The 22,421-nt window shown below is 64.4% G+C and carries 25 protein-coding genes; 3 read left to right on the top strand and 22 right to left on the bottom strand.

Going from position 1 to position 22,421, the window contains the following annotated elements:
- Positions 1-51 precede the first annotated feature (51 nt).
- The 9 genes from uvrC to lepA form a co-directional block, all read right to left on the bottom strand.
- Positions 52-2,037, bottom strand: coding sequence for an excinuclease ABC subunit UvrC (gene uvrC, locus ACFOPH_RS09935; protein ID WP_379737895.1), 1,986 nt, complete (start codon positions 2,035-2,037; stop codon positions 52-54).
- A 132-nt stretch (positions 2,038-2,169) separates the two neighbouring features.
- On the bottom strand, positions 2,170-2,571 hold the full coding sequence (acpS, locus tag ACFOPH_RS09940; protein WP_312549945.1) for a holo-ACP synthase: 402 nt from the start codon (positions 2,569-2,571) through the stop codon (positions 2,170-2,172).
- Positions 2,568-3,338: a pyridoxine 5'-phosphate synthase gene (locus tag ACFOPH_RS09945; RefSeq protein WP_312549946.1), complete on the bottom strand. Its 771-nt coding sequence runs from the start codon at positions 3,336-3,338 to the stop codon at positions 2,568-2,570. The genes acpS and ACFOPH_RS09945 overlap by 4 nt, the downstream gene beginning before the upstream one ends.
- Before the next feature lie 13 nt (positions 3,339-3,351).
- Complete coding sequence (recO, locus tag ACFOPH_RS09950; protein WP_379735020.1) at positions 3,352-4,323, bottom strand: DNA repair protein RecO; 972 nt, start codon at positions 4,321-4,323, stop codon at positions 3,352-3,354.
- A gap of 24 nt (positions 4,324-4,347) precedes the next feature.
- The gene (gene era / locus ACFOPH_RS09955; RefSeq protein WP_312553251.1) at positions 4,348-5,298 is read right to left on the bottom strand and encodes a GTPase Era; all 951 of its coding nucleotides are present in this window, start codon (positions 5,296-5,298) and stop codon (positions 4,348-4,350) included.
- Between the two features lie 9 nt (positions 5,299-5,307).
- Positions 5,308-6,099, bottom strand: a complete 792-nt coding sequence (gene rnc, locus ACFOPH_RS09960; RefSeq protein WP_312553248.1) for a ribonuclease III — start codon at positions 6,097-6,099, stop codon at positions 5,308-5,310.
- 130 nt (positions 6,100-6,229) lie between these two features.
- On the bottom strand, positions 6,230-6,625 hold the full coding sequence (locus ACFOPH_RS09965) for a DUF4845 domain-containing protein (protein ID WP_312553245.1): 396 nt from the start codon (positions 6,623-6,625) through the stop codon (positions 6,230-6,232).
- Positions 6,626-6,658: 33 nt separating this feature from the next.
- Positions 6,659-7,576: a signal peptidase I gene (gene lepB, locus ACFOPH_RS09970; protein ID WP_312553242.1), complete on the bottom strand. Its 918-nt coding sequence runs from the start codon at positions 7,574-7,576 to the stop codon at positions 6,659-6,661.
- Entirely contained in the window at positions 7,573-9,366 is a 1,794-nt protein-coding gene (lepA, locus tag ACFOPH_RS09975) for a translation elongation factor 4 (RefSeq protein WP_312553241.1), read from the bottom strand. Before lepA ends, lepB begins: the two co-directional genes overlap by 4 nt.
- 5 nt (positions 9,367-9,371) lie before the next feature.
- Between lepA and ACFOPH_RS09980 the strand changes: the two genes are divergently transcribed.
- The gene (locus ACFOPH_RS09980) at positions 9,372-9,614 is read left to right on the top strand and encodes a hypothetical protein (RefSeq protein WP_379735023.1); all 243 of its coding nucleotides are present in this window, start codon (positions 9,372-9,374) and stop codon (positions 9,612-9,614) included.
- Between the two features lie 371 nt (positions 9,615-9,985).
- On the opposite strand, the gene ACFOPH_RS09985 is transcribed toward ACFOPH_RS09980, so the two are convergent.
- The 13 genes from ACFOPH_RS09985 to ACFOPH_RS10045 form a co-directional block, all read right to left on the bottom strand.
- Complete coding sequence (locus ACFOPH_RS09985) at positions 9,986-10,264, bottom strand: glutaredoxin family protein (protein WP_379735025.1); 279 nt, start codon at positions 10,262-10,264, stop codon at positions 9,986-9,988.
- A complete protein-coding gene (locus tag ACFOPH_RS09990; RefSeq protein WP_312551610.1) occupies positions 10,264-11,715 on the bottom strand; it encodes a DegQ family serine endoprotease in 1,452 nt (483 codons plus the stop codon). Before ACFOPH_RS09990 ends, ACFOPH_RS09985 begins: the two co-directional genes overlap by 1 nt.
- A gap of 188 nt (positions 11,716-11,903) precedes the next feature.
- A complete protein-coding gene (locus ACFOPH_RS09995; protein WP_312551609.1) occupies positions 11,904-12,206 on the bottom strand; it encodes a sigma-E factor negative regulatory protein in 303 nt (100 codons plus the stop codon).
- Between the two features lie 67 nt (positions 12,207-12,273).
- On the bottom strand, positions 12,274-12,876 hold the full coding sequence (rpoE, locus tag ACFOPH_RS10000) for an RNA polymerase sigma factor RpoE (RefSeq protein WP_312551608.1): 603 nt from the start codon (positions 12,874-12,876) through the stop codon (positions 12,274-12,276).
- Positions 12,877-13,059: 183 nt separating this feature from the next.
- Complete coding sequence (locus ACFOPH_RS10005) at positions 13,060-13,551, bottom strand: protein YgfX (protein WP_379735028.1); 492 nt, start codon at positions 13,549-13,551, stop codon at positions 13,060-13,062.
- Between the two features lie 93 nt (positions 13,552-13,644).
- Entirely contained in the window at positions 13,645-14,892 is a 1,248-nt protein-coding gene (fabF, locus tag ACFOPH_RS10010) for a beta-ketoacyl-ACP synthase II (RefSeq protein WP_312551605.1), read from the bottom strand.
- Positions 14,893-14,920: 28 nt separating this feature from the next.
- Positions 14,921-15,160: an acyl carrier protein gene (acpP, locus tag ACFOPH_RS10015; protein ID WP_020653257.1), complete on the bottom strand. Its 240-nt coding sequence runs from the start codon at positions 15,158-15,160 to the stop codon at positions 14,921-14,923.
- Between the two features lie 180 nt (positions 15,161-15,340).
- Complete coding sequence (fabG, locus tag ACFOPH_RS10020; protein ID WP_379735030.1) at positions 15,341-16,078, bottom strand: 3-oxoacyl-ACP reductase FabG; 738 nt, start codon at positions 16,076-16,078, stop codon at positions 15,341-15,343.
- A 32-nt stretch (positions 16,079-16,110) separates the two neighbouring features.
- Entirely contained in the window at positions 16,111-17,049 is a 939-nt protein-coding gene (gene fabD / locus ACFOPH_RS10025) for an ACP S-malonyltransferase (protein ID WP_379735032.1), read from the bottom strand.
- Between the two features lie 44 nt (positions 17,050-17,093).
- Positions 17,094-18,083 carry a beta-ketoacyl-ACP synthase III gene (locus ACFOPH_RS10030; RefSeq protein WP_312551599.1) on the bottom strand — a complete coding sequence of 330 codons (990 nt, stop codon included), beginning with the start codon at positions 18,081-18,083 and terminating at the stop codon, positions 17,094-17,096.
- A gap of 26 nt (positions 18,084-18,109) precedes the next feature.
- Positions 18,110-19,135: a phosphate acyltransferase PlsX gene (plsX, locus tag ACFOPH_RS10035; protein WP_312551597.1), complete on the bottom strand. Its 1,026-nt coding sequence runs from the start codon at positions 19,133-19,135 to the stop codon at positions 18,110-18,112.
- Positions 19,136-19,326: 191 nt separating this feature from the next.
- A complete protein-coding gene (gene rpmF, locus ACFOPH_RS10040; RefSeq protein WP_379735035.1) occupies positions 19,327-19,509 on the bottom strand; it encodes a 50S ribosomal protein L32 in 183 nt (60 codons plus the stop codon).
- Positions 19,510-19,688: 179 nt separating this feature from the next.
- Complete coding sequence (locus ACFOPH_RS10045; RefSeq protein WP_312551585.1) at positions 19,689-20,186, bottom strand: YceD family protein; 498 nt, start codon at positions 20,184-20,186, stop codon at positions 19,689-19,691.
- 204 nt (positions 20,187-20,390) lie between these two features.
- Between ACFOPH_RS10045 and ACFOPH_RS10050 the strand changes: the two genes are divergently transcribed.
- Together ACFOPH_RS10050 and ACFOPH_RS10055 are read left to right on the top strand one after the other, a co-directional pair.
- Complete coding sequence (locus tag ACFOPH_RS10050) at positions 20,391-21,005, top strand: Maf-like protein (protein ID WP_379735037.1); 615 nt, start codon at positions 20,391-20,393, stop codon at positions 21,003-21,005.
- A 20-nt stretch (positions 21,006-21,025) separates the two neighbouring features.
- Entirely contained in the window at positions 21,026-21,775 is a 750-nt protein-coding gene (locus tag ACFOPH_RS10055; RefSeq protein ID WP_379735039.1) for an SAM-dependent methyltransferase, read from the top strand.
- Positions 21,776-22,421 lie beyond the last annotated feature (646 nt).

The following is a 22,421-nucleotide window of genomic DNA, read 5'->3' on the forward strand; positions in this document are numbered from 1 at the left end:
CGACAACGTCGGGGACGCGAGCGTTCCCGGTGCGTTCGCAGGGTGAACCGCTCAGTGCAGCTGCCGATAAATCTCTTCCGCCAGCGCGGTCGAGATGCCTTCGACCTGGCACAGGTCTTCGACGCTCGCATCGATCACGCCACGCAGGCCGCCGAAGCGGGCCAGCAGGCGCTGGCGGCGCTTGGCGCCGATGCCTTCGATCTCTTCCAGCCGCGAAGCCTGGCGCGCCTTGGCGCGCTTGGCGCGCATGCCGGTGATGGCGAAGCGGTGCGCTTCGTCGCGGATCAGGGCGACCAGCATCAGCGCGGCCGATTCCTTGCCGAGCTCCTGGGGCGCGCGGCCGTCGGCGAAGATCAGCGTTTCCAGGCCGACCCTGCGGCCCTCCCCCTTCGCGACGCCGACGATCAGGCCGATGTCGAGGCCGAGTTCGGAAAACACCTGGCGCGCCATCTCGACCTGGCCCTTGCCGCCGTCGACCAGCACCACGTCGGGCATCACGCCGTCGCCGCTGGCGACCTTCTCGTAGCGGCGCGTGAGCACCTGCCGCATGGCGGCATAATCGTCGCCCGGCGTGATGCCGTTGATGTTGAAGCGGCGGTATTCCGAGTTCTGCATCGCGTGGTGGTGAAAGACCACGCAGGACGCCTGCGTCGCTTCGCCCGCCGTGTGGCTGATGTCGAAACACTCGATACGCAGGGACTCGAGGTCGGTCGCGTCCAGCGACAAGGTTTCAGCCAGGGCGCGAGTGCGCGACTGCTGCGACCCTTGTTCAGACAACAGACGCGCCAGGGATATCTCCGCGCCCTTTTGAGCGAGCTCAAGCCACTGACGACGCTGGCCCTGCGGCTGGAAGATCAGGTTGATCCGGTGTCCGCACTGCTCGGTCAGGGCCACCATCAGTTCCGGCTGGTCGAACTCGATGTTCAGGATCAGGCAGTTCGGGATGAATTTGTCGGTGTAGTGCTGGACCAGGAAGGCGGCCAGCACTTCGCATTCGATCGACTGCTCGGCGATCGCTTCCCCGACCTGGGTCGGGAAGTAGGCGCGGTCGCCCAGGTGGCGTCCGCCGCGCACCATGGCCAGGTTGACGCAGGCGCGTCCGCCCTGCACCACCACGGCAATGATGTCGACGTCGGCGTCGCCGGTCGTTTCCATGCTCTGCTGGTGCAGCACGCGCGAGAGCGACTGGATCTGGTTGCGCACGCCGGCCGCCTGCTCGAACATCAGCTTTTCGGCAAAGCCATGCATCTTGGCCTGCAGGTCTTCCATGACCTCGGTCTGGCGCCCGCGCAGGAACTTGGCGGCGTTCTCGACGTCGACCCGGTACTCGTCCTTGGCTATCAGGTTCACGCAGGGGCCGCTGCAGCGCCCGATCTGGTGCAGCAGGCAGGGCCGCGTGCGGTTCGCATACACGCTGTCCTCGCAGGTGCGCAGCATGAACACCTTCTGCAGGATCTGGATCGACTCCTTGACCGCCCAGGCGCTCGGGAAAGGACCGAAGTACTGGCTCTTCTTGTCCAGGGCGCCGCGGTAATAGGCCATGCGCGGAAAATCGCCGCCCGTGATCTTCAGGTAGGGATAGGACTTATCGTCGCGAAACAGGATGTTGTAGCGGGGCTTGAGCGCCTTGATCAGGTTGTTTTCCAGGATCAGGGCTTCGGCCTCGCTGTGGGTGACCGTCGTTTCCAGGTGCGCGATCTGCGAGACCATCATCGCAATGCGCGGGCTCGACAGGTTTTTCTGGAAGTAGCTCGAGACGCGGTTCTTGAGGTTGCGCGCCTTGCCGACGTAGAGCACGTTCCCGTTGGCGTCGAAGTAGCGGTACACGCCCGGCAGGCCGGGCAGCTTGGCGACCGTGGCCAGCACCTGCTCGCGCGCGTCGGCGGTAGGCTGCACGGGCCCTGCGGCGTCCTCCTTCAGGGTCGCCGTCAGCTCTTCCTTCATGGCTTGCCGCGCGTCGGGACGCGGGCGCGCGGTGTCAGTCCTGGCGCCGTGGGCGGGCGCCGGCTTGTCCGCGGCGGGATGCGGGGCCGGCAAGGCCGCTCCGCTGGCGGCAACGTAGGTCACCGGCGCTTCCGCTACCTTGTTGGCGTTGTCGGGCGCCGGGTGGTCCGGCGATTCGGAGGATGGCACTTCCTTGGTCACTGGTATCGCTTGCGTCGTATTGGTTCAGGCCTGCTCGTCGCGGGTGACGATGACGAAGGCGACGCCGTAGTCGGCTTCGTCGCTGATCGTCACCTGGGCGCTCAAGCGGTTGTTGCGCATGAATTCTTCCAGCGCGCCGCTGCACACGATGACCGGCTTGCCGCTCGGGTCGTTGAGCATCTGCGCCGAACGCCAGGTCATGGGCATGCGCATGCCCAGGCCGATGGCTTTCGAAAACGCTTCCTTGGCCGAAAAGCGCGTGGCCAGGAAACGCAGGCCGCGCACTGCGCTGCGCGCACGGCGCGCATGGTATTTCTCCAGTTCCTGCGGGCCCAGGATCTTTTCGGCGAAGCGCTCGCCGCTGCGCGCGAGCGCCGCCTCGACACGCGAGATCTGGACGATGTCGGTGCCGATGCCGTAGATCATTTTGCCCCCAGGCTCACGCCAAGACGCGCCGCGACCATGATCGCCTTCATCTCGCGCACCGCGTTTTCCCAGCCCGCGAACAGCGCGTGGGCGACGATGGCGTGGCCGATGTTCAGCTCGGCGATGTCCTTCATCGCCGCGATCGGCTGCACGTTGGTGTAGTGCAGGCCGTGGCCGGCATTCACCACCAGGCCGTGCTTCATGCCGGCGGCGACGCCGACCTTGATGCGCTCGATCTCACGGGCAACTTCCGCGCCTTCGGCTTCGGCATACCGGCCGGTGTGCAGCTCGATCACGGTGGCGCCGGTCTTCGCGGCAGCCTCGATCTGGGCCGCGTCGGCGTCGATGAAGAGCGAAACGCGGATGCCCTCGCCTTTCAGCTGCTTCACGGCGGCCTCGACCTCGTCGAAGTAGCGGATCACGTCCAGCCCGCCCTCGGTCGTCACTTCCTCGCGCCGCTCGGGCACCAGGCAGACGTCCTGGGGTTTCACCCGGCAGGCGAAGTCGATCATCTCTTTCGTGACCGCCGCTTCCAGGTTCATGCGCGTGGCCAGCTGCGGGCGGATCGCCAGCACGTCGGCATCCTTGATGTGGCGGCGGTCCTCGCGCAGGTGCAGCGTGATCAGGTCGGCGCCGGCCTGCTCGGCCAGCAGCGCGGCGCGCAGCGGGTCCGGATAGACGGTGCCGCGCGCATTGCGCACGGTGGCGATGTGGTCGATGTTCACGCCCAGGTCGATGACGGGGCCGACGGGTTCGAGGAAGCTCATCTGTGCTCTTTTCTTATAACTGCATCAAATCAATCAAAATCTGCCGGGTGTTGAGCGGCGCGCCGCCCAGGTGGTGCGCCAGCAGGAAGCGCATCAGTTGCTTGCTCTGTGCCAGGGTTGCCGGATCGGCATAGTCCTCGCGCTCCATGTCGAGCAGGGTCTTGCCGGACACCACGGGCCAGACATCGGACACCCGGGCTTCGCGCGCGCCCCGTTCCGGGTCGACCACGTAGCTGGCATCGGCCGCAACCGGTTCGCGCGTGGTGGTCGAGCGGGCAAGATCGGCGGCGACGCCCGTTTCCTTAAGTAAGGCCCTTTCGAATTTTCGCAAGACGATTTGTGCAGGTTCGTCGTGCGCCAGTTCGTTAAGCGTGGAAACGTAGTGGTCGAACAGCACGCGGTGGGCGTCGTCGCGGGCCAGCAGTTTCACCAGCAGTTCGTTCAGGTAGAAGCCGCACAACAGGGCCGTGCGCTCGAGGGGCAGCATGCCGCCGACCCATTCGGCGTCGATCAGGGTGCGCAGCTCGGACTTGCCGCTCCAGGAGACGGACAACGGCTGGAAGGTCTGCAGCACCCCGCGCAGCTTCGACAGCGGCCGTTTCGCGCCCTTGGCCACGACCGCGATGCGGCCATGGTCGCGCGTGAACAGGTCGACGATGAGGCTGGTTTCCTTGTAGGGATAGCTGTGCAGAACGAAGGCGGGCTGGCCGGTGACGCGGGTTTCGCGCACCGGGGTGCGGCTGCGGCGCGGGACGGCCGGAGCGGGTGCGGACGCAGGCGCGGACGCCACCGGCGCCGCAACGGCTTCCGGCACAGCCGCGGGGACAACCTCAGTGGCCGCCGCCGGAACCACATAGGGCACGCCGGCTTCCGCCACCTGCGGTTCCGGCGCCGGCAGGTTCCCGGCTTCCTGCATGTCGGTCAGCCTGACCTCGGCTTCCGGCAGTGCGGCGGGATCGGGATGGGGCTTGTCGTGGCTCGTCATGCGTGGTGGGCGAACCGGGGGCGCTTACTCGTAGCCGTAGGCACGCAGGCCCGCTTCGTTGTCGGCCCAGCCTGACTTGACCTTGACCCAGATCTCCAGGTACACGGGACCGCCGAACAGCTTTTCCATGTCCAGGCGCGACTGGGTCGAGATTTCCTTCAGGCGGGCGCCCTTGTTACCGATGATCATCGATTTGTGGGTATCGCGCTCGACCAGGATGGCGGCGAAAATGCGGCGCAGGTTGCCTTCCTGCAGGAACTGCTCGATCACCACCGTACTGGTGTAGGGCAGCTCGTCGCCCAGCAGGCGGAACACTTTCTCGCGCACGATCTCGGCGGCGAGGAATTTCTCGCTGCGGTCGGTGATGTCGTCCGGCCCGAAGATCGGCGGGTTTTCCGGCAGGTGGTTGCGGATCTCGCGCTCGAGGGCGTCGACCTGGAAGCGCAGCTTGGCCGAGACCGGCACGATGGCGGTGAAGTCGCGCAGGGACGCCACCTTCTGCGCGAACGGCATCAGGGTCGCCTTGTCCTTCATGCGGTCCGACTTGTTGATCACCAGGATCACCGGCACGTTCTTCGGCAGCAGGTCGAGCACCTGCTGGTCGGCCGGTCCAAAGGTGCCCGCTTCGACCAGGAACAGGACGACGTCGGACGCCGTCAGCGTGTTCGAGACCGTCTTGTTCAGGGTCTTGTTCAGCGCGTTCGCATGGCGGGTCTGGAAGCCCGGCGTGTCGACGTAGATGAACTGGGCGTCGTCATGGGTCTGGATGCCGGTGATGCGGTGGCGCGTGGTCTGGGCCTTGCGCGAGGTGATCGAGACCTTGGCGCCGATCAGCACGTTCATCAGCGTCGACTTGCCGACGTTCGGGCGGCCGACAATCGCGATGTAGCCGCAGCGGAAGTTCTCGGGAGTGCCGCCGGTGCTGCCGGCGTCGTCGTTGTCGTCGTTATCGTCGTGTGGGAGTTCGGTGTTCATGCTGATTGCTTATGCTGGTTTCGAGGGGGCGCCGTCGTCGGCGCCCTCGCCCTGGATGGTGGCGATGCCGGCCAGTTTCAGCTGGGCGGCACGCGGCTTGGGTTTGCGGCCGGAGGCCGGCGTCTTGCGCAGCGCCTGCTCGGCCATGTCGAGTGCGGCGCGGGCGGCGGCCTGCTCGCCGGCGCGGCGGCTGCCGCCACGGCCGAACACCTGGATGCCGAGCTTCGGCACCAGGCACTCGATCTCGAATTCCTGGCTGTGGGCGGCGCCGTGGGTGGCGATGACGTTATAGGTCGGCAGGGAAATCTTACGGCTTTGCAGGAATTCCTGCAGCAGGGTCTTGGCGTCCTTGCCCAGGGTGCGCGGATCGACCGAGTCGAGCAGCGGGATGTAGAAGGCGCGGATCGCGTCGCGCGCGGCGTCGAAGCCGGCATCGAGGAAGATTGCGCCCAACAGGGCCTCGAGGGTGTCGGCCAGGATCGACGGACGGCGGAAACCGCCCGACTTCAGTTCGCCCTCGCCCAGGCGCAGGAATTGCGACAGCTCCAGCTTCTGGGCGATCTCGTACAGCGACTGCTGCTTCACCAGGTTGGCGCGCAGGCGCGACAGGTCGCCTTCGTCGAGGTTGTTGAAGCGCTCGTAGAGAATCGAGGCGACCACGCAGTTGAGGATCGAATCGCCCAGGAATTCGAGGCGCTCGTTATGCAAGCTGCTGTGGCTACGATGGGTCAGGGCCTGCTGCAAGAGGCCACTGTCCCGAAACGTGTAACCTAGGCGAGTTTGCAATAACTGAAGATTCATTGTCGTTGTTTTCGTAGTACGGGTCGGCGGATGGGTTAGAAAAAGCCTGAAGCCGGAACGACGCCACGGCGGCATTCCGGCTTCCTTCCCTGCGCATTCCCGGGGCTGTCCGCCCCGTTCGGCATCGTGCTCAGTCGGCGCTGGCGGCCACCACGCCGCTCGGGTCGGTGGTGCCGTCGTAGTCGATCACGATGCTGGCGTTGTCGGTCAGCGCAATGCGTTTCTGGTAGGCGAAGCTGATTTCGGGCTCGCCGCCGTCCTTGCTGATGATGAGGTCACGCCCACGCAGGGACGTGACGTTGTTGATGTCGGCAAACCTGTCGAATGCTTTCTGCATCTCGGCCACGCTGCCGCCCTCTTCCTTCACACGGCCGATGCCGTCCTTGATCGAGCGGTATTCCAGCCACGACGGGATCACCTTGATGGCGAGCACCGCGACCAATCCGACGACGATCAATCCCAGGATCAGGCCGGTGAGCGACATGCCCCCTTGCCTGCCCAGGGTAAGCTGTTTCCGGTCCTGCATCCTGCTTCCTCCGAACGTGCGGTCCAGGCAGGCTTACTTGATGCTGCCGATGCGCTTCGGGTCACCGAAGTTCATCCACACCAGGAAAGCCTTGCCGACGATATTCTTGTCCGGCACAAAACCCCAGTAGCGGCTGTCCGCGCTGTTGTCGCGGTTGTCGCCCATCATGAAGTAGTTGCCTTCGGGTACGATACAGGTAAATTGGTCGTACGAATAGTCGCAGGCCTCGCGCTGCGGGAAGTTCTCCACGTTCTCCAGGTTGAACGAGCGTGCCGGATCGGTGTTCAGGATACGGTGCTCGCTGCCCGGCAGCTTTTCGACGAACTGCTTGTGGTAGACCGGCCGCTCGTCGTCGAGATAATCGTCCAGCGGGGTGTACTCCACCGGCTTGCCGTTCACCGTCAGGCGCTTGTTCTCGTAGGTGATTTTATCACCGGGCACACCAATGACGCGCTTGATGTAGTCCTGGCTCATGTCCTTCGGGTACTTGAACACCATGACGTCGCCGCGCTGCGGGTCGTTCAGCTCGATGATCTTCTTGTTGATGATCGGCAGCCGGATGCCATAGGTGTACTTGTTCACCAGGATCAGGTCGCCCACCAGCAGGGTCGGCACCATCGAGCTCGACGGGATCTTGAAGGGCTCCCACAGGAAGGAACGCAGGATGAACACCAGGGCGATCACCGGGAAGAAACTGCCCGAGTACTCGACCCAGGTCGGCTGGCGCAGATGCGCCTGCTCGATCGCGGCGCGGTTGCCGTTGCTGTCGACCTTGATGCCTTCCGACTGCAGCTTGGCGTTGCGCGCGTCGTACTCGGCCAGGGCGGCGTCGGCCGCGGCGCGGCGCTTCTTGGCAAGGACGAAGGTGTCCAGGCACCAGATGATGCCCGTGACCACCATGAGCACGAACAGGATGAGCGCGAAATTCCCCAGGATCGGTTGCAGGTTCATTTATCTTCCACTTGAAGGATGGCGAGGAAGGCTTCCTGTGGAATCTCCACCGAGCCGACCTGTTTCATGCGTTTCTTACCAGCTTTTTGTTTCTCAAGCAGTTTCTTCTTACGGCTGATGTCGCCGCCGTAGCACTTCGCCAGCACGTTCTTGCGCATCGCCTTGACGTTCTCGCGCGAGATGATGGTCGCGCCGATCGCTGCCTGGATCGCCACGTCGAACATCTGGCGCGGGATCAGCTCGCGCATCTTGGCGGCGACCTGGCGCCCGCGGTAAGGCGCGTTGGCGCGGTGCACGATGATCGCCAGCGCGTCGACCTTCTCGCTGTTGATCAGCATGTCGACCTTGACCACGTCGGCGGCGCGGTTTTCCTTGAACTCGTAGTCCATCGAGGCATAGCCGCGCGAGGTCGACTTCAGGCGGTCGAAGAAGTCGAGCACGATCTCGGCCATCGGGATCTCGTAGACCAGCTTGACCTGGCGGCCATGGTAGGCCATGTCCATTTGCACGCCGCGCTTGCCGTTACACAGCGTCATCACCGAGCCGACGTATTCCTGCGGCATGTAGAGATTGACGGTGACGATCGGTTCGCGGATCTCGTTGATCTTCGACGGCTCCGGCATCTTCGACGGGTTGTCGACGCGGATCTGGGTGCCGTCGCGCATCTCGACCTCGTACACCACGGTCGGCGCCGTCGTGATCAGGTCCATGTCGAATTCGCGTTCCAGGCGTTCCTGCACGATTTCCATGTGCAAGAGGCCCAGGAAGCCGCAGCGGAAGCCGAAGCCCAGCGCCTGCGACACTTCCGGCTCGTACATCAGGGCGGCGTCGTTCAGCTTCAGCTTTTCCAGCGAGTCGCGCAGGGCGTCGTACTGGTTGGCCTCGACCGGGAACAGGCCGGCGAACACCTGCGGCTGGACTTCCTTGAAGCCCGGCAGCGGCGCGGGCGCCGGCTTGTTGGCCAGGGTCACGGTGTCGCCCACCTTGGCGGCGGTCAGTTCCTTGATGCCGGCGATGATGAAGCCCACCTGGCCCGCCGACAGTTCCGGCAGCGAGACCGAACGCGGCGTGAAGATGCCGATGTTCTCGACCAGCTGCTGGGAGCCGGTCGCCATCAGCAGGATCTTGTCCTTCGGACGCAGGGTGCCGTTGACCACGCGCACCAGCATGACGACGCCGACATACGGGTCGTACCAGGAGTCGACGATCAGGGCCTGCAGCGGCGCTTCCGGGTCGCCCTTGGGCGGCGGCACGCGCTTGATCAGGTCTTCCAGCACGTCCTCCACGCCGAGGCCGGTCTTGGCCGAGCAGGTCGTCGCTTCCGACGCGTCGATGCCGATCACGTCCTCGATTTCCTTCTTGGCGTTCTCCGGGTCGGCGTGCGGCAGGTCGATCTTGTTCAGGATCGGCACCACTTCCACGCCAAGGTCGAGCGCGGTGTAGCAGTTGGCGACGGTCTGGGCTTCCACGCCCTGGGACGCGTCGACCACCAGCAGCGCGCCTTCGCAGGCCGACAGCGAGCGCGAGACTTCATAGCTGAAGTCGACGTGGCCCGGGGTATCGATCAGGTTCAGGTTGTAGGTCTGGCCGTCGCGCGCCTTGTACTGCAGGGCAGCGGTCTGCGCCTTGATGGTAATGCCGCGCTCGCGCTCCAGGTCCATCGAGTCGAGCACCTGCGCGTCCATTTCGCGGTCCGACAGGCCACCGCACAACTGGATGATGCGGTCGGCCAGGGTCGATTTACCGTGGTCGATGTGGGCGATGATGGAGAAGTTACGTATGTTGTTCATTAACAATGCTCAAAACCAAAAAAGGCGAGGCAGGCGGCCAGGCGGCGACCGGCGCCGCAAAATGCCAGCGCAATACAAAAAAAAGCGCCCCATGCGGACTGGTCCGTCCCCAGGCGAGCGCCATGGAGCGACTGACAAAAGCCTTAGAGCAAGGCGCATCGTCGAAGACAGTACGAGCGTACGGCAAGACGATGCAACGCGGCCATGAGGATTTTGTCGGTCGCTCTTATCGCAACGTGAGAAGCTGATGTACAGTCGACAGAAGCTTTTTCAAACCAGGCATTTTACCGGATTTCAGGGTAGAAAGCCCGGTTTCTGAGGGAAAGGAATCCAATTGGCGGGAAAGACAAACCATATACCGGAATCAGCGGCGCTAACCGTAGGGTGAGCACCCCGTGCCCACATGGAAGCTGGCGGTTTGTTGGCGCGATAAATGCCTGACCGGAAGCGTGCTTGCGACGGCGTTTCGTGCATGGCCGCGAGCTCCCGTTCGATTTTCAGCCGCATCCGGCCGCGCTCCAGCGCTGAATCTGCGCCGGCGTTCGCGTGGGCACGGGGCGCCCACCCTACGGTCCCGGCTGCGTGAAATTGTATGCAACCGCCTGGATGGATGCAGACCTTACGCCCCCATGGCGATCGGCTGGTAGCGCTCGACGTAACGCCGCACCGCCGTCTCGTCGAGGAAGTAGTGGCACAGCTCGGGCTCGGCCAGGTCGCCGAACAGCACCGGCACCAGCTCGTCGAAGCGTTCGACGAGTGCCGGGTCGGCATCGACGTCGACCACGGCGACCTCGAAGGGCCGCCCCGGGGCTTCGAGCTTGCGCAGCGCCGCCAGCATGTCTTCGCACAGGTGGCACCAGCTGCGCGAATAAAGCGTGAACGTGACCACGTCGCGCATCACCTGGCGGCCGTCGGCTTGATGACGAGGTACTGCGTGATGTTCTCGCGCCGCACCAGCACCGCCACGCTCTTTTTCGGATCGAGCTTGCCGGCCAGGGCGTTGAACTGGGCCGCGTCCTTGATCTCGACGTTGTTCATCTGCAGGATCAGGTCGCCCGCGCGCACGCCGGCCATGGCTGCCCTGCCCTCGCTCGAGTCGACCAGCACGCCGCCCTCGATGCGCAGCTCGCGGCGCTGTTCGGGCGTCAGGTTCGATACGTGCAGGCCGAGCGCGTTCGGCGCCGGGCCCGGGGCGGGCTTGTTCGACTGCGGCTTATTCGCGGCGGCCTTCTCGTCTTCCAGCTCGACGATGGTGACCGGCACGTCGAGCTGGGCGCCGCGGCGCCAGACGGTGACGGTGGCCTTGGTGCCGACCTTGCTGGCGGCCACCATGCGCGGCAGGTCGCGCGTGGTTTCGATCGGCTGGCCGTTGAAGCGCAGGATGATGTCGCCGACCTTGATGCCGCCCTTCTCGGCCGGGCCGCCCGGCTCGACCATCGAGACCTCGGCGCCGCGCGCCTTGCCCAGGCCGAGCGACTCGGCCACATCCTTCGTGACTTCGCTGATCTGCACACCCAGGCGCCCGCGCGTGACGCGGCCGGTCTTCTTGAGCTGGTCGGCGACGCGCATCACTTCGTCGATCGGCACCGCGAACGAGATGCCGTTGTAGGCGCCGGAGAGCGTGGCGATCTGCGAGTTGATGCCGATGACCTCGCCGCGCATGTTGATCAGGGGGCCGCCCGAGTTGCCCGGGTTGACCGCGACGTCGCTCTGGATCAGCGGCAGGAAATCGCCGGTGTCGCGCGACTTGGCCGAGATGATGCCGGCGGTCACGGTATTGTCGAGGTTGAAGGGCGAACCGATCGCGATCACCCATTCGCCGACGCGGATCTTGCTCGAGTCGCCGGTGCGCAGGTAAGGCAGGTTGGTCGCGCCCACCTTCAGCAGGGCGACGTCGGAACGGCGGTCGGCGCCCAGCACCTTGGCCTTGAATTCGCGGCGGTCGGTCATGGTGACGGTGACTTCGTCGGCCCCTTCGACCACGTGGGCATTGGTCAGCACGTAACCGTCGTCCGAGATGATGAAGCCGGAGCCGACGCCGCGCTCGACCTCTTCTTCCTGGCCCTGCTGCGGCGCGCGGCGGCGCGGGATGGGCTGGCCGAAGAAGCGGCGCAGGAATTCCTGCATCTCCTCCTCGCCCGGACCTCCCTGCCCCAGGCGCACGCGCTCGGTGGTGCGGATGTTGACCACCGCCGGTCCGGCCTTGTCGATCAGGTCGGAGAAATCGGGCAGGCCGGTCACGACCGGGGTCGGAACGGGGGCGGCGGCATGGGCCGCGCCGGACAGGGACAGACCGGCAGAGGCAACCAGCAGGGCCGACAGGACGACGCTAACAGTTTTGCTTGTCATGGGAGTGGAGGGTCAGGTCAGGAATTGACGTAATGGTAAGCCAAAACCCGGTGCCTTGTCGCGCAGCCGCCGCGTGGGCCGCGGGATGCGGAAAAAGAGGTCGCGGAGGTCGCGCGAATGGGCAGGGAGGCCCGCGCTGACGCATCGGTCCGGCGAGAGGGCCGGAACGGGAAGGAAGCGGCCTGGGTTCAGCTGGACGGCGAGGAAGCGGCCAGCGCCATCGGCTTGGCCACCTCTCCTTCGCCCGCCGTGCTGCGGCGCGGGTGCAGCGGCTCGGCCGCCAGGCGGGCGGCGAGCCTGGCCGAGAAACCGCCCGAGAGCGGCGGCGTTTCAGCCGTGCGCAGCATATCGCCGATGAGGTGATACACTTCCCACGCTTGGCTACCGTCCGCCGTGCGCAGGGCTGCGCCGGCCAGCTCCAGGTCATCCTTCGGCAAGGCGTCGTCGCATAAAGCGGAGATGTGTTCGCGGTTTTTTTTGTGGGTATCCATCGGTAGTTCCATCACGGTAGCCGTGTGATCAAAAAGTTGTGCAAGGTATTGGTGCGATCATCGCTACCTACCGACGTTTATCACCCGGAAAATCGAGCAGGGGCTTCAATTTTTCGGCGATGACTTCGCGTGCCCGGAATATCCTGCTGCGCACCGTCCCGATCGGGCAAGCCATCACTTCGGATATTTCCTCGTAGCTCAAACCCTCAATTTCGCGCAGGACAATCGCAGTCCGCAATTCCAGCGGCAGCGCCTCCATCGCGGCATTGACCGTATAAGCGATCTGCTTGCTCGCCAACACCGATTCCGGCGTATTAATGTCGCGCAAACTGTCCGCATCGTCAAACGCTTCAGCACGTTCCGTATCCGCTTCGGTGGAAGTCGGCGCGCGCCTGCCCTGTGTGACGAGAAAATTCTTTGCCGTGTTGATGCCTATTCGGTACAGCCAGGTATAAAACGCCGACTCGCCCCGAAAATGGCGCAATGCGCGAAACGCCTTGATGAACGTTTCCTGCACCACGTCTTCGGCTTCGGCGGGGTCGTGCACAAGGCGCGACACCAGCCGCATCAGCCGGCGCTGATACTTCGCCACCAACAAATCGAACGCCTGCCGGTCACCGGCCTGGACGCGTTCGACCAGCAGTTGATCACCCTCGCGTTCTGTCGTCACTGACCGTGTCCCATAAACCGCGGCAAGCCGAGGGTCCTTGATAAACCTACTGCGCGTCGGACTGTCGGCCTGCGGTGCTCGCTGTACGTGCGTACAGCTGCGCTCCTCGGCCAACATTCCTTCCGCTCGCTACGGTTTCTCAAGGCCCCTCTCATTTCTAAGAGTTGGCCGGCTGCAATAAGTTCAAAGTATTTCGGAGACGCTTTCCGGTGTAACAGTTCGTCCGTATAAGGTGCCGAACGCAACACGCAAAGCGCGGTATTCGTCGGGGGCCAGGCTGTCGCGCAATACCGGCACGACCCAGCATCGGTCGCGCGCGCCGCCCAGCCGTAACAGCATCAGTTGCGGCCATAACAGGCTTCCCGGCAACAGCGTGACGGCGGTGGCGGCGTCGATTGCAGTGCCGGCTCCCACCTTCTGTTGTACCGTCAGGCGCACCGCGCCGGTTCCAGATACATCAATCCGGTGCGTCTTTGTCAGGGTGGTGCATCCGTACAGCAAGGAGATCGCTGCGAGCAGGAAAAAGAGTGCACAGGGGAAGGCAAAAGCCAGGTCTTCCGACCACGCGCCGGCAATGTGGATGGCGGCGCCGAGATGGACGAGCGCGGCCACGCCGAGGCCAATGCGCAGGCGGCGCGAAGGTGCAACGAACGCGCTGATGGCGATCGCGGTCATGAGAAAGGAAGGGAAATGCGGAACGCCTGCCGCGCGCGGTGTGCGGCAGGGTCAGGCGCCCGGCCCTGTTAGACAGAGCCGGGCGGAGCAGGTTCAGACTTTACCGAAGACCAGGGTACCGTTGGTACCGCCGAATCCGAAGTTGTTCTTCACGGCATAGTTGATCGTCATATCGCGCGCGGTGTTGGCGACGAAGTCGAGATCGCAGGCCGGATCCTGGTTGAAGAGGTTGATGGTCGGCGGCGAGACCTGGTTGTGGATCGCCAGCACCGTGAACACCGACTCGAGGCCGCCGGCGCCGCCCAGCAGGTGGCCGGTCATCGACTTGGTCGAGTTGACCACCAGCTTCTTCGCGTGGTCGCCAAAGGTGCGCTTGATGCCCTGCACTTCGGCCAGGTCACCCAGCGGCGTCGAGGTGCCGTGCGCGTTGATGTAATCCACCTGGTCGGCGTTCAGGCCGGCGTTGGCCAGGGCCGAGACCATGCAGCGGCTCGCGCCACTGCCGTCTTCGACCGGCGCGGTGATGTGGTTCGCATCCGCGCTCATGCCGAAGCCCAGCAGCTCGGCGTAGATCTTCGCGCCGCGCGCCTTGGCGTGCTCGTACTCTTCCAGCACCAGGACGCCTGCGCCCTCGCCCAGCACGAAGCCGTCGCGGTCGCGGTCCCAGGGACGCGAAGCCGTGGCCGGATCGTCGTTGCGCGACGACAGTGCGCGTGCCGAGGCGAAACCGCCCAGGCCCAGCGGCGAAATGGTCGACTCGGCGCCGCCGGCGATCATCACGTCGGCGTCGCCATACTCGATCAGGCGGCCCGCCGCGCCGATGCAGTGCAGGCCGGTGGTGCAGGCGGTCACGATGGCCAGGTTCGGCCCGCGCAACCCGAATTTGATCGAGAGGTCGCCCGAGATCATGTTGATGATCGATGCCGGCACGAAGAACGGCGAGATGCGGCGCGGACCGCGGCCGTCATACTCTTCCTTGGTCGCCTCGATCATCGGCAGGCCGCCAATGCCCGAACCGACGATGGCGCCGATACGGTCGGCGTTCTCTTCGGTGACCTGGATGCCCGAATCCTGCAGGGCCTGGATGCCGGCGGCCATGCCGTAATGGATAAAGGTATCCATGTGACGGCCTTCCTTGCCCGGCAGGTAGTCTTCGACGTTGAAGTTCTTCACCTCACCCGCAAAACGGGTCGAAAACGGCTCGGCATTGAACTTGGTAATGTTGGCAATGCCCGACTTGCCTGCCAGGGCGGCGCTCCACGCTTCGGCAACGGTGTTGCCGATAGGTGAAACGCAGCCCAGGCCGGTAATGACGACGCGGCGGTTGCGTGAACGACTCAAGCGATTCTCCCGAAAAACTTAAAACAGCTTAGGCCTTGACGTGCGCGGTTGCGTAGTCGATAGCTTGCTTGACGGTGGTGATTTTCTCAGCCTGCTCGTCAGGGATTTCCATTTCGAACTCGTCTTCCAGGGCCATCACCAGTTCAACGGTGTCCAGGGAATCAGCGCCGAGGTCGTCAACGAACGAGGACTCGATTTTGATGTCGGCTTCTGCAACACCCAGTTGCTCAGCGACGATTTTTTTAACGCGTTGTTCGATATCCGACATGTTATGGCTCCATTAGGTATGTGTTGCGGAAAGTGCGCGCATTTTATCAGGTTTGCGCGCCGAAAAACTATTTTCGGCGTCTGACGTTATTTCAGCCGAAACGTCTGCTAAAAGATGAGAATTCGCCGGGATACGAACAGGCCAAAACGCGATGAAAGCCCAGCCCGGCGCTTTTCCGCATCAATTCATGTACATGCCGCCGTTCACGTGCAGTTCGGTGCCGGTGATGTAGGCGGCGGTCGGACCGGCCAGGAAGGCCACCGCGTGGGCGATGTCTTCGGGCTGGCCCAGGCGGCCCAGCGGGATCTGGGTCAGCAGCGCTTCGTGCTGGCCTTCGCCCAGGGCCTTGGTCATGTCGGTGTCGATGAAGCCCGGCGCCACGCAGTTGACGGTGATGTTGCGGCTGCCGATCTCGCGCGCCAGGGCGCGGGTCATGCCGGCCACGCCGGCCTTGGCGGCGGCGTAGTTCATCTGGCCCGGGTTGCCCGAGGCGCCCACCACCGAGGTGATGTTGATGATGCGGCCCTGCTTGGCCTTCATCATGCCGCGCAGGACCAGGCGCGACAGGCGGCCGACGGCGGTCAGGTTGGTCGTGATGACGCTGTCCCACTCCTCGTCCTTCATGCGCATGGCCAGGTTGTCCTGGGTGATGCCGGCATTGTTGACGAGGATCGACAGGCTGCCGAAGGTCTTTTGCACTTCGTCGACGACGGCGGCGCAACGCTCGGCGTCGGTGACGTTCAGCACCATGCCCTTGCCGCCGAATTCGGCGAGGTAGGCGCTGATCGCTTCGGCGCCGGCTTCGCTGGTGGCGGTGCCGACGACTTTCGCGCCCTGGCGGGCCAGCTCGAGGGCAATGGCCTTGCCGATGCCGCGCGATGCGCCGGTGACGAGGGCGACTTGGTTCTGCAGATTCATCTAATTCTTGTCCTTATCTAGTGCGAATTCGTTCAGGCTGCCTTGACGGCTTCGAGCACGCGCTCGAGCGCGGCCTGGTCGACCAGGGCTTCGCCGGCCAGCACCGGGTCGATGCGCTTGGCCATGCCGATCAGCGTCTTGCTCGGGGCGCATTCGATGACCTGGGTGATGCCGCTCGCGGCCATCTTCTGCATCGTCTCGACCCAGCGCACGGGACCGGCGGCCTGGCGCACCAGGGCGTCCTTGATCGCTTCCGGATCGTTCAGGATAGCGACATCGACGTTGTTGATCAAATCGATACGCGGCGCATTGAAGCTGAGCTTGGCCATGTAGTCGCGCAGGCGGTCCGACGCGGGCTTGAGCAGCGAGGAGTGGAACGGCGCCGAGACCGCCAGCTTCATGGCGCGCTTGGCGCCCTTGGCCTTGGCGATCTCGCAGGCGCGGTCGATGGCGGCCGTGTGGCCGGCGATCACGATCTGGGTCGGCTCGTTGAAGTTGACGGCTTCGACCACGTCGCCCTGGGCGGCTTCGAGACACGCTGCGCGCACGTCGTCGGCCGAGAGACCCAGCACGACGGCCATGCCGCCCTGCCCGACCGGCACCGCTTCCTGCATCGACTGGGCGCGGAAGCGCACCAGCGGCACCGCGTCCTTGAAGTCGATCACGCCGGCGGCGACCAGGGCCGAGTATTCGCCCAGGCTGTGGCCGGCCACGACGGCGGGCTGTGGACCGCCGGCGGCGATCCAGGCGCGGTAGACGGCGACCGCGGCGGTCAGCATCACCGGCTGGGTATTCGTGGTGAGGTCGAGTTCTTCCTTCGGGCCTTCGGCGATCAGCTTGCCGATGTCCATGCCCAGGGCATCGGAGGCTTCGGCGACGGTTTGCTCGACGATCGGGTTGCCGGCGAAGCCGTTCAGCATGCCGACCGCTTGCGCGCCCTGGCCGGTGAACAGGAATGCGAATTTGCTCATCTTCTTCTAGTCCTTACTTAATTACTTGCGGAATCAGCACGGCGTTACATGCGGGCCAGGATCGCGCCCCAGGTGAAGCCGCCGCCCACGCCTTCCATCAGGATGTTGTCGCCCGGCTTGATGCGGCCGTCGCGCACGGCGATGTCGAGCGCCAGCGGGATCGAGGCGGCCGAGGTGTTGCCGTGCTCGTCGACGGTGACGACCATGCGCTCGATCGGCAGGCCGAGTTTCTTGGCGGTGCTCTTCATGATGCGGATGTTGGCCTGGTGCGGGATCAGCCAGTCGACGTCGGACGGCTGCATCTTCGCCGCGTCCAGCACCTCGGTGGCGACTTCCTCCAGCACGGTGACGGCCAGCTTGAACACGGCCTGGCCATCCATGTGCAGGAAGCCGCCGTTGGCCGCCGTCGGGCCGCCCTCGGGGACGCCCTTGACCGCCAGGATGTCGGAATGGGTGCCGTCGGCGTGCAGCCTGGCGGCCAGGATGCCCGGCTCGCTGGACGCCTCGACCACCACCGCGCCGGCGCCGTCGCCGAACAGCACGCAGGTGGTGCGGTCCTCGAAATTCAGGATGCGCGAGAACACTTCGGCGCCGATCACCAGCACGGTCTTGTGCATGCCGGACTTGATGAAGGCGTCGGCGGTCGAGAGCGCATAGACGAAGCCGCTGCAGACGGCCTGCACGTCGAAGGCCGCGCTGTGGTTGCCCATGCCGAGCTTGCGCTGGACGATGCAGGCGGTGCTCGGGAAGCTGCCCGGGAAATCCGGAGTGGAGCTGGCCACGATCACCATGTCGATGTCGGCCGGGGTCTTGCCGGCCATCTCGAGCGCACGCAGGGCCGCCTCGACCGCGAGGTCGGAGGCTTTCTGCTCGGGCTCGGCATAATGGCGCGCGGAAATGCCGCTGCGCGAACTGATCCACTCGTCCGAGGTCTCGATGCCCTTGGCGGCCAGTTGCGCCGCCAGCTCGTCGTTGCTGACCCTGCGCGCCGGCAGGTAGCTGCCGGTACCGATGATTTTGCTGTAGACAGTCATTACGTCTCCACCCTTGTTCCGTGAAATCAGCCCTGGCGCGTGGCGTCAGGCGTGTCTGGCATCAGTTCGGCTATCATCGCCGACAATTGCTCTTGTACATTATATTTCGCCGCATCGAAGGCGCGTTTGATCGCCCACTCGAAGGCGTAGGCATTCGCGCCGCCGTGGCTTTTGAACACCAGGCCTTTCAGGCCGAGCAGGCTGGCGCCGTTATAGCGCTCAGGATTGAGCTTCTTCAATGCGCTGCGGGCGAGTACCGCGCCCATCATCGACAGCACATTCTGCTTGAAGACGGATTTCACGAAGCGCGACAGGCCTTCGACCGCCTTCAGGGTGACGTTGCCGACGAAACCGTCGCAGACCACGACGTTGGTCGTGCCCTTGAAGATATCGTTGCCTTCGACGTTGCCGTAGAAGTTGAGCGAACCGCGCTCGTGGTCGGCGCGCAGCAGGGTGGCGGTGTTCTTGACGACCTCGTTGCCCTTGATCTCTTCCGTGCCCACGTTCAGCAGGCCGATGGTCGGGCGCTGCACGCCTTCCATGGCCGAGAACAGGACCGAGCCCATGATCGCAAACTGGTGCAGGTGGTGCGGCTCGCAGTCGACGTTGGCGCCGAGGTCGAGCATGTAGGTCGGGCCGTTCTTCTGGTTCGGCAGGATCGAGCAGATCGCCGGACGGTCGACGCCGGCCATGGTCTTCAGGACATAACGCGAGACCGCCATCAGGGCGCCGGTGTTGCCGGCCGAGACGCAGGCGTTCGCCGTGCCGTCCTTGACCAGCTCGACCGCGACGCGCATCGAGGAATCCTTCTTGCGGCGCAGGGCCACCTCGACCGGATCGTCCATCGCCACCACTTCGGAGGCGTGCTTCACGGTCAGGCGCGGGTTCGCGTCGGCGTTGTGTTTCTTCAGTTCCGCGCGCAGCACGTCTTCGAGGCCAACCAGGATCAGTTCGGCTTCGGGCTGCTGTTTCAGGAACGACAGGGCTGCAGGGATCGTAACGGAGGGACCGTGGTCTCCGCCCATACAGTCGATGGAAATTTTAATTGTCATTTTGGAGGTACGAACCGCGGCTCACAGGGGGCGGGCGGCTGGATGCATGCGCTCGCCGGCAGGACGCCAGCCCGAGACGGCAACCGTGGAAATGACGGTGCGGATGGTGCGGCCGGGGATAAAGAAAAAGCGGCGCCACGCACTTGAGATACGTTGCACCGCTTTCATGGTACAGAAAAGCAAGACGGCGATTACTCGTCGTTCTTGGTCTTCAGGACTTTGCGACCACGGCAGAAGCCGTTCGGGCTGATGTGGTGACGCAGGTGGGTTTCACCGGTGGTCGGCTCGACTGCCAGGTTAGGGGCAACCAGGAAATCGTGCGAACGGTGCATACCGCGCTTCGATGGGGACTTCTTATTCTGCTGAACTGCCATGATGACTCCTAATACTAAAGTTCTAAAATTCTAACACATTCGATTTGCAAAAAACATGCGCATCGAGTATCCCACCGGCAATCCTTCGATTGCCGACTCTGTATGAAACGCTGCCCTGACATACTCGACTGTGCACGCGTTTGACACGTTCTGTACAACAACTACAACTACTTGATTCTTTATTCGGATTTCAGGTTCTTCAAGCCGGCGAAGGGCGAGACCTTTTCGGACTTCAGCGACTCCAACAGGCTGGTGTCGGGGCACTGCTCGTGCTTCGGCGCCTGTGGCAGGGCCAGCAGGGCTTCGTCTTCCAGCAGCTGGCGAATGTCGCATTCGCGGCTGCCGACGATCACGTCGATACTTTCGTCGTCGAGGATTTCCTCGATCTGGTCGGCTTCCTCGTCGTCGCGGCCCAGCACCAGCTGGGTGGACGAATCGATGCGGTAGCCGAACGGGGTCAGGCAACGCTGGCACGCCAGCTGGACGGGACCCGAGACCGACAGGGTCATCGTCGGGTAACCCTGCGGGGTGGTGCCGCCCTGGATGGACCAGGCGATCTCGCCGCTGTTGTCGGCACAATCGGCGGCCAGGCGCGTCATTTCCGCAACCGGCGTCACCCCTTCGCGATAGCCATTGGTGCGGCAGAATTCAAAGGCGTCGATGACAAAAGCGCTCATTGCAGAAAACGTCCCCGGAAAACCTGCGATAATAACAGGCTTGTCCCCGCACAGTCAAAGACTTACGCGATTTTTTGGCCCGCTGCGCCCTCGTCTGTTGCCGATACGCCCACCGCCCGATCAGGCGTGTCGTGATTTATAAGCTTGGCTTGCCGGGACGCGTTATCTATCTGTTTTACTTATGAATCCTCGACCCAGGCCGCTATGATACCAAGTTCCGTCCCGCCGCGCCTCATCCTCGCATCCAGCTCCGCCTACCGCCGCGACCTGCTCTCGCGCCTGCACCTGCATTTCGAGGCGATCGCGCCCCACGTCGACGAAACGCCGCTGCCCGGCGAAGCGCCCGAGGCAACCGCGCTGCGCCTGGCGCGCGCCAAGGCCCAGGCCGTCTCCGCCCTGCAGCCGGGCGCGCTCGTGATCGGCTCCGACCAGGTCGCCACGCTCGACGGCGAACAGATCGGCAAGCCCGGCAATCATGCGAACGCCCTGGCCCAGCTGCAAAAGATGCGCGGCCGCGAGGTCGTTTTCCATACGGCGCTGTGCCTGTGGGATGGCCGCGTGGCCGATCCCTCGCTGGCCGCCCAGGTCGAGAACGTCCGGGTCTTCGTGCGCTTCCGCGATTTGCCGGACGCCGAGCTCGACGCCTACCTGCGCATCGAGCAGCCCTACGACTGCGCCGGCAGCGCCAAGAACGAGGGCCTGGGCATCGCCCTGCTCGACCGCATCGAGTCGACCGACCCGACCGCCCTCACCGGCCTGCCCCTGATCGCCCTGACCGGCATGCTGCGCCGCGCCGGCATGCCCTTCTTCGGCACCTGATCCACCCACATTTTTTCGCTATGCCCGGTACCCTCTTCCTGATCCCGAACACCCTCGGCCCCACCGACGCCCAACCCGGCGCCCTCAACCACGTCCTGCCCGGCCAGGTCCAGGCGCTCACTTCCCAGCTCGGCTATTTCGTGGCCGAGAACGCCAAGACGGCGCGCGCCTTCCTGAAACTGGTCGCGATCGACCATCCGCTGGCGCGCCCGCTGCAGGACATCCGCATCGCCGAGCTGAACGTGAACACGCCGCCGGCCGCCCTCTCCATCCTGCTCGAACCGCTGCTGGCGGGCGAGGATGCCGGCCTGGTCTCGGAAGCCGGCGTGCCGGCCGTGGCCGATCCGGGCGCGGACCTGGTGCGCCTGGCCCACCAGCACGGAATCGCGGTGCGCCCGCTGGTCGGCCCCTCGTCCCTGCTGCTGGCCGTGATGGCGAGCGGCCTGAACGGCCAGAGCTTCGCCTTCAACGGCTACCTGCCGACCGACGCGGCGGCGCGCGCCAAGCGCATCCGCGACCTGGAAGCACGCTCGCGTACCGAGAAGCAGACGCAACTGCTGATCGAAACGCCTTACCGCAACGGCCAGATGCTCGAAGCGCTGGTGAATACCTGCCAGCCGGGCACCCTGGTCTGCGTGGCGACCGACCTGTCGCTGGCTACCGAGTCGGTGCGCACCCTGACGGCGGCGAAGTGGAAGGCGCAACTGGCCGCCGGCAAGGCGCCGGATTTCCACAAGAAGCCGACGGTCTTCCTGTTCCTGGGGCAATAACGAATCGGGTCTCGTAGGGTGGGCACCTGTGCCCACGCGGGATCATCGCAAATTCAGAGTCGACGCCTCCGAAGTCGTCAACGGAAGTTTCGTAGGGTGGGTTCTCGAACCCACGCGGGTTCACCGTCAATTCAGAGGCCGCGTCCCCGAAATCGTCGACGGAAGCGATGTATTGATACGTTCGCGACGCGCATGCGCCCTACCGCGTGGACACAGGTGTCCACCCTACAAAACTGCTCCGGTTGATTGTGCCGCTGATCAGGCGGTGATCCCGCGTGGGCTCGAGAGCCCACCCTACAAATCGAACCCCGTCAGGTCGCCTTGTAGGCCAGCTCGCGCACCCGGTTTCGTAGGGTGGGTTCTCGAACCCACGCCGGATCACCGTCAATTCAGAGGCAGCGTCCCCGAAATCGTCGACGGAAGCGATGTATTGATGCGCTCGCGACGCGCATGCGCCCTATCGCGTAGACACAGGTGTCCACCCTACAAAACTGCTCCGGTTGATTGTGCCGCGGATCAGGCGGTGATCCCGCGTGGGCCCGAGAGCCCACCCTACGAAAGCAGGCCGCTCAGGCCGCTTCGTAGGCCAACTCGCGCACCCGGTTTCGTATCTATGGACTCCACCCGATTTGCAAGAAGAAGATTG

The sequence above is a fragment of the Massilia haematophila genome (assembly GCF_042647645.1).
GTDB lineage: Bacteria > Pseudomonadota > Gammaproteobacteria > Burkholderiales > Burkholderiaceae_D > Telluria > Telluria haematophila.